Origin of the sequence: Winogradskyella sp. (genome assembly GCF_013213975.1) — a bacterium.
Lineage (GTDB): Bacteria > Bacteroidota > Bacteroidia > Flavobacteriales > Flavobacteriaceae > Winogradskyella.
Window position 1 is genome coordinate 22,499 of the sequence record NZ_JABSST010000007.1, and the last position, 14,961, is coordinate 37,459.

General features: G+C 34.6%; 14 protein-coding genes. 3 read left to right on the forward strand and 11 right to left on the reverse strand.

Annotated elements, in window-relative coordinates; translation table 11 throughout:
* Nucleotides 1–144: 144 nt before the first annotated feature.
* The 4 genes from HRU49_RS01530 to clpB form a co-directional block, all read right to left on the reverse strand.
* Nucleotides 145–633, reverse strand: a complete 489-nt coding sequence (locus tag HRU49_RS01530; protein ID WP_296353446.1) for an acyl-CoA thioesterase — start codon at nt 631–633, stop codon at nt 145–147.
* Between the two features lie 50 nt (nt 634–683).
* On the reverse strand, nt 684–1,280 hold the full coding sequence (locus HRU49_RS01535; RefSeq protein WP_296353447.1) for a TetR/AcrR family transcriptional regulator: 597 nt from the start codon (nt 1,278–1,280) through the stop codon (nt 684–686).
* A gap of 75 nt (nt 1,281–1,355) precedes the next feature.
* Nucleotides 1,356–2,219 (reverse strand): TraB/GumN family protein, encoded by an 864-nt coding sequence (locus HRU49_RS01540; protein ID WP_296353448.1) that lies wholly within the window; start codon nt 2,217–2,219, stop codon nt 1,356–1,358.
* Nucleotides 2,220–2,388: 169 nt separating this feature from the next.
* On the reverse strand, nt 2,389–4,995 hold the full coding sequence (clpB, locus tag HRU49_RS01545) for an ATP-dependent chaperone ClpB (protein WP_296353449.1): 2,607 nt from the start codon (nt 4,993–4,995) through the stop codon (nt 2,389–2,391).
* A gap of 144 nt (nt 4,996–5,139) precedes the next feature.
* Between clpB and HRU49_RS01550 the strand changes: the two genes are divergently transcribed.
* Nucleotides 5,140–5,529: a hypothetical protein gene (locus HRU49_RS01550; RefSeq protein WP_296353450.1), complete on the forward strand. Its 390-nt coding sequence runs from the start codon at nt 5,140–5,142 to the stop codon at nt 5,527–5,529.
* Between the two features lie 13 nt (nt 5,530–5,542).
* On the forward strand, nt 5,543–5,920 hold the full coding sequence (gene ytxJ, locus HRU49_RS01555; RefSeq protein WP_296353451.1) for a bacillithiol system redox-active protein YtxJ: 378 nt from the start codon (nt 5,543–5,545) through the stop codon (nt 5,918–5,920).
* 32 nt (nt 5,921–5,952) lie between these two features.
* Here the strand turns inward: ytxJ and HRU49_RS01560 are convergent, their stop codons facing one another.
* Together HRU49_RS01560 and fahA are read right to left on the reverse strand one after the other, a co-directional pair.
* Nucleotides 5,953–7,134: a hypothetical protein gene (locus HRU49_RS01560; protein ID WP_296353454.1), complete on the reverse strand. Its 1,182-nt coding sequence runs from the start codon at nt 7,132–7,134 to the stop codon at nt 5,953–5,955.
* 103 nt (nt 7,135–7,237) lie between these two features.
* Nucleotides 7,238–8,530: a fumarylacetoacetase gene (fahA, locus tag HRU49_RS01565; RefSeq protein ID WP_296353455.1), complete on the reverse strand. Its 1,293-nt coding sequence runs from the start codon at nt 8,528–8,530 to the stop codon at nt 7,238–7,240.
* A gap of 112 nt (nt 8,531–8,642) precedes the next feature.
* Here fahA and glyA point away from each other — a divergent pair, with 112 nt between their 5' ends.
* Nucleotides 8,643–9,917, forward strand: a complete 1,275-nt coding sequence (gene glyA, locus HRU49_RS01570) for a serine hydroxymethyltransferase (protein ID WP_296353457.1) — start codon at nt 8,643–8,645, stop codon at nt 9,915–9,917.
* A 49-nt stretch (nt 9,918–9,966) separates the two neighbouring features.
* Here glyA and HRU49_RS01575 read toward each other — a convergent pair whose 3' ends face one another.
* From HRU49_RS01575 to HRU49_RS01595, 5 genes are all read right to left on the reverse strand, one after another.
* On the reverse strand, nt 9,967–11,541 hold the full coding sequence (locus tag HRU49_RS01575) for a hypothetical protein (RefSeq protein ID WP_296353459.1): 1,575 nt from the start codon (nt 11,539–11,541) through the stop codon (nt 9,967–9,969).
* A 79-nt stretch (nt 11,542–11,620) separates the two neighbouring features.
* A complete protein-coding gene (locus HRU49_RS01580) occupies nt 11,621–12,385 on the reverse strand; it encodes a hypothetical protein (RefSeq protein WP_296353461.1) in 765 nt (254 codons plus the stop codon).
* Nucleotides 12,386–12,466: 81 nt separating this feature from the next.
* On the reverse strand, nt 12,467–12,856 hold the full coding sequence (locus HRU49_RS01585; RefSeq protein ID WP_296353463.1) for a thioesterase family protein: 390 nt from the start codon (nt 12,854–12,856) through the stop codon (nt 12,467–12,469).
* Between the two features lie 26 nt (nt 12,857–12,882).
* Nucleotides 12,883–13,791, reverse strand: a complete 909-nt coding sequence (locus HRU49_RS01590; protein WP_296353465.1) for a carboxypeptidase-like regulatory domain-containing protein — start codon at nt 13,789–13,791, stop codon at nt 12,883–12,885.
* A gap of 93 nt (nt 13,792–13,884) precedes the next feature.
* A complete protein-coding gene (locus HRU49_RS01595) occupies nt 13,885–14,913 on the reverse strand; it encodes a glutaminyl-peptide cyclotransferase (RefSeq protein ID WP_296353466.1) in 1,029 nt (342 codons plus the stop codon).
* Nucleotides 14,914–14,961: the final 48 nt, after the last annotated feature.

A 14,961-nucleotide genomic window follows, 5' to 3' on the forward strand; every position in this document is an offset into this window, starting at 1 on the left:
GTCGTGTTGGAATTAAATAGCTCGATAAAATTACGGATTTATCCGTTAAAGCGTATAATAAACTTCAACTATTTAATGCATTTCATCGAAAAGTTTTCTGATGTAGACTTAAATTATTGAGTACTAGCTCTAAACACTTGAAGATTATTTTGTCTTTTTAGGCTTAACTTGTACAACACGTTCTTCAAACATTTGTGCATTCACTGGATTTACAATATTACCAAATAAGGACATTATGTCTTCTGAATGCAATTCACGTTTTTTGGTCTTAAAATTATAATATACAAAAGTACCCCATAGGATGGCTTTTAGCTGACTTTTATCTTGATTATACATACGCATTTCTGCCTTTAGGTTAGAATTATCATAATAAATCAATTGAGACTCTATAACCACTGTTTCCATTAATAATGCTGGTCTTAGATAGGCAATTTGATTACTTCCTGTTACCCAACTTTTACCTTCAGATTGTGCCATTTTATAGATGTCTAAATCATAACTTTTAATAAGTTCATCTTCACGATGATTTATAAAGTAATCGATATACTTTCCGTTATTAAGGTGGTTAAATGGATCACAGTCTTGAAATCTAATTTTCGCTTTGCTTTCTAATGTTTTAGGTAATGTTGTCATATTTGATTGAAATTAAAATATACCAATCGGTATATGTAGAGTGAAATTTTTTAAGCTTTTAGTTCGTTAGTAATCATATCTTCAATTTGATTCATGGTATCATGCATGTAAAATTCATCATCCATTGTATAGGTCATAAAAATTGCTCCTTGTATCATTGAGTCAAGACGTTTCGCATAGTGCATGGCATTAATTTCGGTTGAGATTTCACCAACTTCAATGCCATCTTCAATAATTGTTGCTACCTGATCTTGAATACGTTCTATAACCACTCTTACTTTTTCTAATAGTTCTGAGTTTTGGTTATTCGCATCCACACCAATATTTAAAACTGGACAGCCTCCATAAGTTTTGCTTAATGGATAATACCCACGGTAAAAATCTGCAATTCGATGTAGTTTTTCTATTGGTGAGTCACTTTTGTTTATATGATCTGAAATGAGTCCCATTAGTTTTTTAATGGTGTGTTTGAATGCAGCAATTGCTAGGTCCTCTTTATTTTTAAAATTACCATAAATAGCTCCTTTGGTTAGGCCTGTAGCTGAAGTCAGATCACTCATACTTGTTGCTGCATAACCATGCTTGTTGAAAATGGGAGCAACCGTTTCTAAAATAAAGTGGATGGTATGTTCTGACTTTGTAAGCATTGCATACAAAATTAGTAAAAAATATACCAATCGGTATATTTTTTACTAATTATTCAAATTAATTTTATTGCTACGTTATTCGGTTACTGCCGTTACACTATAACCTGCTTTGCGTAGTAATTGAATAACACCATTTTCTCCTGCTAAATGACCAGCTCCAACTCCAAAGAACGTCGGTTGTTCTTGAGCAAAAGCTTCAATTTTCGAAATCCAATTTTTATTTCTATTTTCTAGCAGCACATCTTGATGCTCCGAAACTGTTTTATTATTTTCGTCGTTCATCATATTCAACAAGGCCGTAATATCTTCACTTTCATAAACTTCTAGGAGTTTTGCAAAGCTATTTTTATCATACTCTAAATTATCTTCTGCCATTCTGATTAAATCGGCATACTGATCCTCTAGTGGAATATCTTCAAAGACTTTCATTTGGTCTTCTATAGTTTCTAATCCTAAGATTTCTTCATTTTGTGCCTTAGCAACTTTAATAAGTTCTAATTCAAAAGACTGCATTGGACAGTCGATCATTTTAGGGTAGAACATAGAGGATAAGAAAAAAGGACGTACATTTTCTAACATCTTTAGAGACATTCCCATAGTATTCTGAAATAATGAGTCAATAGAAGCATACTCTTCTTTTGAAACAAAGTCATTTATGGTTTTACCATCATTGAGATACATATCCTTCATCATCTTAGCTTGCAAAGAAGGATCATCCATATCCATTTCTAATACAATTTGAGACGTTACATCTAGGGCTTTAGTTACATCTGCCTCTAAAGAAGCGTCGCATGTAATATGTATAGTTCCAAATAGGTAAGAAGGTTTTTCTATACCATTACCTTCTATTTTCCATAGGGTTGAACTTTCTAGTTCTTGGGCTTGATTAAAATTAAATGATAATAGCGTAATAACAAGTAGCGATAAAATTCGTTTCATAAGTAATTGTCTTTTTAAATTTTGACCTATTGGTAGCTTAAAATTTAAATTTGTTACAAAAGGAAAGCAACACATCAAACTACCGATAGCGATTCGGCTTGAAATCCGTGTTGCTTTAACCAACCAATCATTATATAGACTGATTTTAAGCGATTATGTTACACCGTGTTTATAATTCCTCTACAACCAAGTCGCCTTGATTTCTAAACACCAATTTATCGTCAAATTCATCCAGTAATATAATACTGTCTGTTGTTACTTGTCCTGCTAGTATTTCTTTACTCAATTGATTAAGGACATCTTTCTGAATTACGCGTTTTACTGGTCTTGCACCATATTCTGGATTATATCCTTTTTCCGCTAAATAGGCCTTAGCCTCAGGTGTAGCGTCAAAGGTTATACCTTGCTTAGCAATCATTTTAGTTACACTTTTAAGTTGTAATCCTACAATGTCTACAATGTTTTCTTTAGAAAGTGGAGTAAACATAATGGTATCATCTATACGATTCAAAAACTCAGGTCTAACACTTTGCTTCAATAACCCTAGAACATCAATTTTGGCACCTTCAATGGCTGTTTGAATGTCTTTAGTGGCTTCAAATCGTTCTTGTATGATTTGACTACCCATATTCGAGGTCATAATGATAATCGTGTTTTTAAAATCCGCAACACGCCCTTTATTATCGGTTAAACGTCCTTCATCTAAGACTTGTAATAGAATATTAAAGGTGTCTGGATGGGCTTTTTCTATTTCATCTAGTAATACAACAGAATATGGCTTTCTTCTCACAGCTTCTGTTAATTGACCGCCTTCGTCATAGCCAACGTACCCTGGGGGCGCACCAACCAATCTACTCACTGCATGACGCTCTTGATATTCACTCATATCAATTCTGGTCATGGCATTTTCATCATCGAATAAATATTCAGCCAAGGCCTTAGCGAGCTCAGTTTTACCGACGCCAGTTGTTCCGAGGAATAAGAATGTTCCAATTGGCTTTTGAGGGTTTTGGAGTCCAGCTCGTGATCGTCTTACGGCATCACTAACTGCTTCAATGGCTTCTTCTTGTCCAACCACACGTTTGTGTAGTTCATCTTCAAGATTCAGCAATTTTTCTCGCTCACTCTGAATCATTTTAGTTACAGGAATCCCTGTCCACTTGGCTACTACATCGGCAATATCTTCATAAGTGACTTCCTCTTTAATTAATGCAGTTTCTTGTTGTGCTGCCAATTGTTTTTGTAAAGTTTCTAGTTGTTCGGTCGCTTCTTTAATTTTTCCATAACGTATTTCAGCTACCTTACCATAGTCTCCTTCACGCTCTGCGCGTTCGGCTTCTAGCTTGAAATTTTCAATATCCTGTTTTACATTCTGAACATTTTCAACTGTTTCCTTTTCACTTTTCCATTTAGCATTTAGCTCATTTCGTTCCTCTTTAAGATTGGCTAAATCTGCTTTTAAAGATTTTAATTTGGCTTCATCTTTTTCACGTTTTATGGCTTCATGCTCAATTTCTAATTGCATTATTTTTCTATCCAGAACATCTAATTCTTCAGGCTTAGAATTGATCTCCATACGCAATTTAGAAGCCGCTTCATCCATAAGGTCAATAGCCTTATCTGGTAAGAATCTATTGGTGATGTATCTGTTAGATAATTCAACAGCTCCAATAATAGCCTCGTCTTTTATGCGTACCTTATGATGGGTTTCATACTTTTCTTTAATACCACGCAGAATAGAGATGGCACTTTCAGTATCCGGTTCATTAACCGTTACTTTTTGGAACCGACGTTCGAGCGCTTTGTCTTGTTCAAAATACTTTTGATATTCATCTAAGGTTGTTGCACCTATAGCTCTAAGTTCACCTCTGGCCAATGCCGGTTTTAAGATATTTGCAGCATCCATAGCACCTTGACCACCTCCAGCACCCACAAGGGTGTGTATTTCATCAATAAAGAGTACAATATCTCCATCGCTAGCAGTCACTTCCTTAATCACCGCTTTTAAACGCTCTTCAAATTCACCTTTAAATTTAGCGCCCGCAATTAGGGCACCCATATCAAGGGCATAAATCTGTTTGTCTTTAAGATTTTCTGGTATATCGCCATCAATAATTCGATGCGCTAGACCTTCGGCAATAGCAGTTTTTCCGGTTCCAGGTTCTCCAACTAAGATTGGGTTATTCTTAGTACGTCTCGATAAGATTTGTAATATTCTACGAATCTCTTCATCGCGCCCAATGACTGGATCAAGCTTGCCGTCCTTTGCTAATTGATTTAAGTTTTTAGCATATTTATTTAATGAATTGTAGGTGTCCTCCTGACTTTGAGAAGTCACGCGATCTCCCTTACGCAATTCGTCAATGGCTGTATTTAGCCCTTTTTCAGTAACGCCCTGATCTTTTAAGATTTGTGCAATTTTACTTTTAGATTTAAATATGGCTACAATGAGATGTTCTATGGTAACAAAATCATCGTTTGTCTTCTGAGCGATATTAGAGGCCTCGGTTAAAGCTTTACCAGCCTCTCTTGATAACATTAAGTCAGCTCCAGAAACTTTAGAGAAACTTTCGATTTCTTTATCTAATATTTGTTGTAACAACGAAACGTTAACATTCAACTTTTTAAGTAGAAACGGTAACACGTTTTCATCGACATCAAAAATTGCTTTGAAAATGTGTTCATTTTCTATCTGCTGATGCCCAAAGCCTTGAGCAAGTTGTTGTGCTCGCTGAATGGCTTCTTGTGATTTTATGGTATAATTATTAAAATTCATCTTTTATATATTTTCAATTTTTTTATTCTGTTTGTTTATCTTTACTCAAGAATCTTACCAAGTGTAATTGTCTTAAATAAAACGACAAAATGTCTTGTTTAGCGCACAATTTCATGACTTTTTGTCTTTAAAGTATTGTTTTGTATGAGAAAAATATTTTGGTTACTTGCTGGTTTTACCCTATGCATGAGCTGTAGCTCTGATGGTTCAGCTGACGAAGTCGAGCCTTTAGAAGTGATTACCGATTTGATTTATTTTGAATATACATCAGATACAGGTAATAATAGCTCTAGGTTAGAGTATCAGTTTAAATTTACCAATCCTAATAATTTTCAAGTTATTGGTGGTGCACAAATTACAATAAATACGGATGGTCTAGAGACTACGACAATAGGTACAAATTCTAGTCCTTGCTATATGATAGATGCAAATAGTGAATGTATTTATACTTTTGAGGCTGAATCTAGCCATGATTTGGGTTTTGCAAATTCTGTTGAATTTGTATCTGCGTATTATAATATTGTTGATTATTAATTATCGAAAATAAATGTTTAAAAAATTGTTTGGTTCAAAAGAACCTAAAGAAGAAAAAGTATTGCCTTGGATTCCTTTAACAACACTTGGGCAGTTAAACTCAATCTCTGAAAAATCAAAATTAAAAACGCAGCTAATTTTTAAGCATTCTACCCGATGTGGCATCAGTAGAATGGTTATGAGTCAATTTTCAGAGTTATATAATACTGATGCAAATGCCGATTTATATTATCTCGATCTATTGAACTATCGTGAGGTATCTAACGAGGTTGGTTATCAATTTCAAGTACTGCATCAATCACCTCAGTTATTAGTTATAAAGAATGAAGTAGCGGTAGCACATGCTTCTCATGGTGGTATAATTGATATGAATTTGAATACCTTAATATAAAAACCCTCTCAAATTTTGAGAGGGTTTTTATTTTAACCATCTAATCGATAGTTATTTATAATTTGTTTGAGCTGTAGTTTAAGATCCTCACCAGAATCAAATACCATTTGTTCGTCTGAGGGAAATCTTACCTGCTGTTCTCTTAAGAGCGCTCTATCTTGATTGTTTAACGCGCGTCTATCACCTCGAAAATGTCCAAACACATTTTCAAATGTAAATCCACTATCAATTGTGAAGTGATCTCTGATTTGATTTTCTTTAAGATCTTTATAGACCATTTCTGCTATAACTTGAGATGATTTGGTTTGTAAAACTTCATAAAAGCGTGCTCTAACATTAACTATACGGTCAATCTTAATATCATTACCAAGACTGTCTTTAGCCACATTGCCATTATCGTCTAGCAGATAGTCCCAGCCATCAATAATTTGACGTTCTCTTAGAATTTGTCGCTCATTAATACGTTCTGGTGATATATTTATTTGCTTTAATTGTAATTCCATTGCAAAATTATAATTGATCTTCTCATCTACAGTAGCATGATATCTTGTCCAAAATTGGTTTAAACCATAGGTATTAAAATCTAATAGTTCAGCTTCTAAACGTTCTGGTATGATTTGTTGTGTATGATTTTTAATAGACACATGTACATAATCTATTCCAGCTTGATGCGCTTCCTGCATCAATGCTTTGACGTTTTCAAAATCTGGATTAATCGAATCCACATAATCAAAAAGAGTATAGGCTTCTCTCGCACTGATTTTGTCTTCAGTATCTAATAGGTCTAAACCTTTATCCGTTAAATAGTCAGAGGTTTTATATCTGTAATCAACTAATGCACTTGAATAATCATTAAATACAAACGAGATCTCTTTACCATTGACTTGAAGTGGTAATATGCGTTTAATAGCATTTTGTCGAGCTTCTAGATCTACATAGGTTTCATAGATGGTTTTGTAATAAGATTCATTACCATCTTTCTTTAAATAATTGATATATGCCAAATCTTCTTGCAAGACTTTATCATAAGCATTCTTTAACATGATGACGTAGGCGTGCTTACGTTTTTTGTCTTTGTTATTCTCTAATTTTCTTAAAGCCTCAGAAATAGCTTGGTCATAATTGCCATGACTGATGGCTTGTTCAATTTGTTTTTTGGCACTACAAGATACCAGTACCGAAACAAGGACTGCAAATAGTAAAAATCGTTTCATAATCTTGTATTTTTTGGGTTATACGTAGTATAAACCAAAGATTATGCCAAAAAAATAAAGCACTATAAATGAGTGCTTTATGTTAATTAAAAAGTGTTGTTATCTATTTCTTCTTTTTTGGATTAAATACTGGTAACAATTGAGTTTTTACCTGTCCAAACCCAATTCTTACGTCATCATTCTCACAATAGCCTCGCATGACTACGGTGTCATAATCGTTTATAAATTTACGTTCTGATCCATCCTTCAGTTTTAATGGTTTGGTACCTTTCCAAGTCAATTCGAGCATTGATCCAAAAGAATCTTCTGTAGGTCCGGAGATGGTGCCACTTCCCATCATATCTCCAGAATTTACAGGGCACCCATTTACGGTATGATGAGCCAACTGTTGCGGCATACTCCAATACATATGCTTAAAATTGGATTTACAAACTGTAGTTTCTTTCCCACCCTGTGGAATGATACCAACCTCGAGATTAATATCAAAGCTTTGCTTGCCTTTGGTTTGAAGATAAGGTAGTGGTTTAGGATCTTGCTTTGGACCTTCAACTCTAAATGGTTCAAGTGCATCTAAAGTGACTATCCAAGGAGAAATGGTTGATGCAAAGTTTTTACCTAAAAAAGGACCTAATGGTACGTATTCCCATTTCTGGATATCTCTTGCTGACCAATCGTTAAACACGACTAAACCAAAGATATATTCTTCAGCTTCTTCAATCGGTATCGGTTCGCCTAAATCATTAGCGTCTGTTGTAATAAAGGCCATTTCTAATTCAAAATCTACCAAATTACTAGGACCAAAAACAGGTTTGTCGGCACCTTCTGGCATGGTTTGACCTTGTGGTCTATGAATAGGAATGTGAGTTGTCACAATCGAAGAACTACGACCATGATAACCTACTGGTAAGTGGAGCCAATTTGGCATTAACGCATTTTCCTTACCACGAAACATGGTACCAACGTTAGTAGCATGCTCTTTACTTGCATAAAAATCAGTGTAGTCTCCAACTTGTACTGGCATTTGCATTTCAATTTCATCTAATCTGAAGCAAATGATTTCTTTATGCTTATTGTTATTCTTGAGTTCGTCGTTATTAGCATCAAAAATTTCAGCAACACGATTTCTAACCGCACGCCACGTCTTTCTTCCATCCGCAATAAAGTCGTTTAACGAATCCTGAAGGAAAATATCATCGGTTAATGGAATACCATCAAAATAACCCAATTGATGTAAGGCACCTAAGTCAATTGCAGTATCACCAATTCTAGTTCCAATCGTTATAATATCTTCTTTCGTTAAAAACACACCAAATGGAATATTTTGAATCGGAAAATCAGAATATTTATTGACGTATAACCAAGATGTTCTGTTTGGATTATTTGCTGATAATGGCATAGTGCTGTTGTTGATTAAATGTTCATTAATTTCTATTCAAACCTAGTGATTTTTTAATATTAAAACTAATGTATTGCTTATTTTTGTTTTGGATTTAACAAAGACTTTATTTATGCAACGCGACGAACAAATTTTTGAACTTATTAATGCTGAAAGAGTGCGCCAAACCGAAGGAATAGAACTTATTGCTTCTGAAAATTTTACGAGTGATCAGGTAATGGAGGCTACCGGATCTGTGCTCACAAATAAGTATGCTGAAGGCTATCCAGGGAAACGTTATTATGGTGGATGTGAAGTAGTAGATGAAGTTGAGAATATTGCCATTGAACGCGCTAAAACCTTGTTCGGTGCCGCTTATGCTAATGTACAACCACATTCTGGAAGTCAAGCTAATACAGCTGTTTTTCATGCTTGTTTAAAACCTGGTGACACTATTTTAGGTTTTGATTTATCTCATGGTGGGCATTTAACTCATGGTTCTCCAGTTAATTTTTCGGGTAGATTATATCGACCAACATTTTATGGTGTAAAGAAAGACACAGGATATATAGATTACGATATGTTGTCTGATGTTGCTGAAAAGGAACAGCCAAAGCTAATTATAGCTGGTGCTTCAGCATATTCACGAGATATTGATTTTGCTAAATTTAGAGAAGTTGCAGATAATGTTGGTGCTGTACTATTAGCTGATATTTCGCACCCTTCTGGTTTGATAGCCAAAGGCATTCTTAGTGATCCGATGCCGCATTGTCATGTGGTGACCACCACGACGCACAAGACTTTAAGAGGACCTAGAGGTGGTATGATTATGATGGGAGAGAATATGGACAACCCATTCGGAATCACGCTAAAAAGTGGTAAACTTCGTAAAATGTCAGGTCTGTTAGATTCTGGCGTTTTTCCGGGAAATCAAGGTGGTCCGCTAGAACACGTTATTGCTGCCAAGGCAATCGCTTTTGGAGAAGCCTTAACTGATGATTTCTTACATTATATGCTTCAGGTAAAGAAAAATGCTGATGCTATGGCAAAAGCTTTTGTTGCTAAGAATTACCATTTAATCTCTGGTGGTACAGATAACCATATGATGTTAATTGATCTTAGAAATAAAAATATTACTGGAAAAGATGCTGAGAACGCCTTAGTAAAAGCGGATATTACGGTAAATAAAAATATGGTGCCATTTGATACAGAGTCACCATTTGTAACCTCAGGAATTAGAGTAGGGACGCCTGCAATCACAACAAGAGGTTTAAAAGAAAACGATATGAGCTACGTTGTTGATTTGATTGATGAAGTTATCATGAATTACGAAAATGAAGCTGTCTTAGAAGGAGTTGCTGCAAAAGTGAATGAACTCATGGAAGGTCGTCCGCTTTTTAATGGATAATAATTAAAAGACAATATAGAAATTAAGCCTCTTAGTATAGGAGGCTTTTTTAGTCCTCATTGTCAAAAACGGAACTCTCATAGGCACCAGCATCAGGGCTGCTATTATCTCTTGGATTTTGTAATAAATCAAATCCTGCTGGCATTAATGGTAATGCTACACAATTAGCGCCAGATTCTTCTGGTATACGCATGAGGTTTTCAAATGGATCTTGAAACTCTGGATCTGTATTAAACAGGTTTCCTTCGTAAAAGGTAGTGTCATCGGTCTGATAGTTGCCAGTACCGAATAAATCAGAATCTAACCTTATAAGACAATTGGTAAACTTATAATTGAACACTGGACCTTGATCATCTAATAAAATTTCAGGATCGTCATTACCATAAATAATGCAATTCGTAAAGTTAGCCTCCGTTAAACTATTAGTGAATACTGTGTTATTTTCGTCAACCACAAAATCGTTAAGTAAAACTGAAGGAAATTGTCTAAAACTGCTATTCCAATAATTAGCAATGGTACAATGTACAAAGTTATATTTACCTCCTAAGGTACCAGCAAATGACGACTGTCCAGTATTATTGATAACCACATTTTCAGCTGCTATGGACGTTGCTCTACCTAAAATACCAAAGCCACTTGAATTATAGATCTGACTGTTACTTATGGTTAGTTTATCGACAGCTGCGTCTTGGTTTCCTTCAGATAGAATACCAATGGTTGCGTTTTTTATTGTTGCATAATTAATGGTATTATTTGCACTTCCATTAAACAACCAAATCGTTCCCCATTGTCCAGGTACGTCTGTGAATAAAGGTTCTAATCGATCTCCCTCTAAAATGACTTCATTTTCCAAAGCATCTTGGTCAGTACTAAATTCACCATTAATATTTAGAGTTCCTCCCTGAGTAACTATGAGTCCAGAATCTGCGTGAAAATGCACACGAGCTCCAGCTTCCATTGTTAAAGTCTGTCCATCACCTACACCTGCATATCCGTAAATGACATAGGGTTTTTCATTGGTGAAAGTGAGTTCATCAGTGTCGAGAAAACGCCCTTGTAGGGTGGTTTCATCTGGAGTACCATCACCATCAACATCGAACGTTAAAGTCTCTATAATGCCTGTAGTAGCATCTCTATTTGGATAAATAAAAACTGCATCTTTGACTAAAGTTACCAGGTCTACATCTTGTTGGTTGTTACCTGAATCGAATAAAATTCTGTCTGTATAAAGGAATTGCGTGTCCGAATTAGACAATGCTTCAATATCTATGGTTGTTTCAATAAAAATAAAGAGACTGTCATTGGCTAATAATTCAACATTTTCAAAAAACTTTCCTTCTTGTGCACCTTCTAAGCCAGTAGTTCCATCTACATTCATTCTATAGAAAGAACTTGTGCCATTTTCTAACTGAATGGTCGGAATAACAATATCATTGTCGCTTCGGTTGTAAACCTTCAGATTATAAGTACTAGAGCCAATATTTGAGAAAACGGTATCTAGATAAACCGTATCCCTTTCAAACCTTAAATCACCAGTACTTGGCGAAAAATCAAAGTCGTTACGACAAGAACTCCAGAATACTAAAACGATTAAACAGATAAGAAAAGACAGAATACGTTTCACAGTGTAATTTTTAATTGGCTTAAAAATATAACTTTTGAAGTTATCAGTTATTATGATCAGTACTAATTATAATAATTACTTAATCTTTCTTTACGTTTTCTTCGCCATATTCCTCAAGGATAATAAGAAATAGTTGACTGTTAACAACAAATTTTTCCAGTAACATCATACGATGTTTTTCTTTTAGTAAGTCTGAACTAATACCCTTGGCAGCACAAAATTCTAGAAAAAGAAATTTATGTTCTTCTGGAATTTTTAAGTCTTTGGTAATGAGTTGGGAATTGAAAAAACTATGATTCTCAATTAGTGCACTGAGTTGTTTGTAAGTGATAAACGTCTCTTCTTCTTTTTTTGGTTTTTTACGTTTAAAAAGTTTTGTGATTTGCTTAAAAAGATAAATAAAGTCCAAACCATATTGTGCGTTTGGCGCACTGTAGAGGTGAGGGTTTCGTTTAATATCTTCTTTAATTAAATTGTGAAGTTCCTCATTGTATGTCTCTTCTTTAAAAACGGGCTGTTCAGGCGCTGCTTTAATATTTACTTCATCTAACTGACTCGTTACTTTTTTGACTTCGAAAATGCTGATATCCTCAAAATGATAGGGCTTTAATACCACTTTTAGTGGGTGATAGAATATAGAATTGAAAGTTAAGGTATCGTTGACTCGTGCTACAATACTAAAATTTCCATCTTGATCCGTAACCGTTAATCTATTCTGCGTTTTGTTGAGTACTTTCATGTCTTTCACCACCGCAAAAGAATCGAAGACTTTACCTTCAATAGTTTGCCCATGGATATTGACAGACAGAAGTAATAGTGAAATTAAAAAGACTAAATAGCGCATCGAGAAAAATTGGTGTACTAAAGAAACAGTATTCCCTTGAATTGTTTCAACGGATTTATAAAACTTTAACCTAAAAATTTGTTAATCAAATAAAGACACAACTTCTGGTGTAATGCGCGTCGGTCGTTTTGTTCTAATATCCATAAAACACCATTTTGTCTCAGAGATAGTAGCTATTTTATTGGTGTTGAGGTTTGAAATTTCTACATGTCTTATCGATGAAACTCCTTCAGATTTTGACACAAAGGTTTTAATCTTGAGCTGGTCGCCTAAAGTTGCTTCGCTTTTGTATTCTATGTGGTGGCTAATCAGTACCCAGAAATAGTTGTCTAATATGTCCTTGGTAACATTTTGAAGCCAATGGGCTTCTGCAATGTCTTGTACCCATTGTACATAACGCACATTGTTAACATGGTTAAGTTGATCTAAATCCTCTTCTGAAACCGTTATAATTTTCTCGAAGGTTTGCATTTAATGTGAATTGAAACCTAAAGATATTACTTCTTTGAAAAAAGGGATTTAATTCCATAAAAGAATTTACCTAAGACTGTACGTTCTTTTTCTCCATTTCTAATTGCATTTCGATTTGCAATACGCTGTGCTTTCCATTGAGTACGACGAGCTTTGTTTCTCTCTTTCCATTTTCTATTTTGCTCTCGTATTTGTCTTGATTTTTCTCGTTCTGTTCTAGAAGCAACGAGTTCTGGTTCATCATATATCATATTGCAATGATTGGTGTAAACTGGAGTATAATTAACGTAACCGCCTACAACATGAACATAGTCTAAAGCAGAATCTTGTTCCAGTATCACGTCGTACTCATTTGAACTTCCAATTATTACCTGTGAATCTATGTGTCCAACATACAAGAACTCAAGAATCTCACCTACAGATACTTTTATAGAATATTTTCCATCAAAATCTGTTTGTGCACCTCTTGATGTACCTTTAACGATTACTGCAGCTCCATGAAGTGGTAAGCCATCCTCTGCTGTGGTAACTAATCCTGTAACTACTTTTTCTTTTAAAATGGATTGTGCGATTTTCCCTTTAACCTTAGGTGTTTTTAAAGAATCGATTTTTACTGTTTTAGGGCTTCCTTGTGCTAGAATATCTTGGGAACCCAATGTCATAAAGGCCAAAACACCACTTGCAACTAAAGACAGGTAGTTGTTTTTATCTTTTCGGGCCAATACCATTTCCCTATTTAGTTGTGATGTTTTAAACCTTCCACAGATTTGTTCTGTATTGGTTAGTGTTTTTACAATCTGTTCGTCGGTTTGAGACGTGAAGTCCATAACTGTTTTGTTACAAGCTGAGCAATGGCGTCCTTTTTCTCTTGGAGACATTCTGTGCCAATCCTCATGACAAGGTTCAGGAATATTAACTTTAATGGATTTTCTCATGATTCTTTGTTTTATAATTCAAAGAACCATCATTATCATTAGTTGTAGAATAGAGAATGAGTAAACACTTGGTTTGAGTAAGGGAACTGGAATTTACTGTTTCTTTATTTTAACTTCAAACAGCTTATCCCAATTTTTACCAGTTACAAAAATGGTTTCGCGTTCTGGATGGTAGGCAATACCATTAAGTACATCTAATTCGTCATGTTGTGTTACTAATTTTTTAAGAGGTTCAAAATTAACAACTCCCTCAACACCTCCTGTAGATGGATCAATAATTACAACACCATTTCTTTGGTAAATGTTGGCAAAGATTTTTCCATTAATCCATTCAAGTTCATTTAGGCTTGGGATTTTACCCTTTTCAGTATAAACTTCAATATGACGTTGTTCTGATAGATTTTTAGTATTCAATAACCAGATTTTTTCAGTACCATCAGATTTATACAAGGTTTTACCGTCATTACAAATGCCCCAACCTTCTTTGCTATTTCCATAATTAAAGGTGTTCAGCCTTTCGAATGTATTAACGTCGTAAACAAAGCCGCGTTTGGCTCTCCACGTTAATTGATATAACTTGTTATTAAGAATGGTTAAGCCTTCTCCAAAAAAGTTATCATCCAGATCTATATTTTTAAGTATTTCACCTGTTTCAAAGTTGACCTTTCTAAGTTTAGATTTTTTATACTGACCAGTACTTTCATATAATTCTCCATTAAAAAACTCTAAGCCTTGGGTATATGAAGACATATCGTGTGGATAGGTATTCACAATCTCATAAGTGTATATTGCAGGAATAATGTTATTGTAAATTTTTATTTTTTTTGACAAGGTTTCTGTTTGGTCATCATATTTCACGGTTGCCGTAAGGGTTTTTTCGCCAAGCGTTACTTCATTTAAAACCTCATTCTGAATAATTGGGTTTCCGTCAAGAGCAAAGCTAACTTCTGATATACTTAAATCTTTAGGATTAGTTATAGTAAGATTTAAAGTGTCGCCCAATAGGAGTGATTTCGTATTAATATTGATGGCTAATCCTGTTTGCTGTTCAGTATTATTCTCGCCACAATTTATAAGAAAGAGACTTAAACAAAACAAAATGATATAGTTATATAAACGCATAAGAAATTCGGAATTTTTAAGCAAGTTATTAAAAAAAATCAGTTTAAA

Coding starts and splice junctions, on each gene's coding strand:
- HRU49_RS01540 (WP_296353448.1), bottom strand. CDS start 2,219: ATGAAACGAATTTTATCGCTACTTGTTATTACGCTATTATCATTTAAT.
- HRU49_RS01580 (WP_296353461.1), bottom strand. CDS start 12,385: ATGCGCTATTTAGTCTTTTTAATTTCACTATTACTTCTGTCTGTCAAT.
- HRU49_RS01560 (WP_296353454.1), bottom strand. CDS start 7,134: ATGAAACGATTTTTACTATTTGCAGTCCTTGTTTCGGTACTGGTATCT.
- ytxJ (WP_296353451.1), top strand. CDS start 5,543: ATGTTTAAAAAATTGTTTGGTTCAAAAGAACCTAAAGAAGAAAAAGTA.
- HRU49_RS01590 (WP_296353465.1), bottom strand. CDS start 13,791: ATGAGAAAATCCATTAAAGTTAATATTCCTGAACCTTGTCATGAGGAT.
- fahA (WP_296353455.1), bottom strand. CDS start 8,530: ATGCCATTATCAGCAAATAATCCAAACAGAACATCTTGGTTATACGTC.
- glyA (WP_296353457.1), top strand. CDS start 8,643: ATGCAACGCGACGAACAAATTTTTGAACTTATTAATGCTGAAAGAGTG.
- HRU49_RS01595 (WP_296353466.1), bottom strand. CDS start 14,913: ATGCGTTTATATAACTATATCATTTTGTTTTGTTTAAGTCTCTTTCTT.
- HRU49_RS01585 (WP_296353463.1), bottom strand. CDS start 12,856: ATGCAAACCTTCGAGAAAATTATAACGGTTTCAGAAGAGGATTTAGAT.
- HRU49_RS01535 (WP_296353447.1), bottom strand. CDS start 1,280: ATGCTTACAAAGTCAGAACATACCATCCACTTTATTTTAGAAACGGTT.
- clpB (WP_296353449.1), bottom strand. CDS start 4,995: ATGAATTTTAATAATTATACCATAAAATCACAAGAAGCCATTCAGCGA.
- HRU49_RS01550 (WP_296353450.1), top strand. CDS start 5,140: ATGAGAAAAATATTTTGGTTACTTGCTGGTTTTACCCTATGCATGAGC.
- HRU49_RS01530 (WP_296353446.1), bottom strand. CDS start 633: ATGACAACATTACCTAAAACATTAGAAAGCAAAGCGAAAATTAGATTT.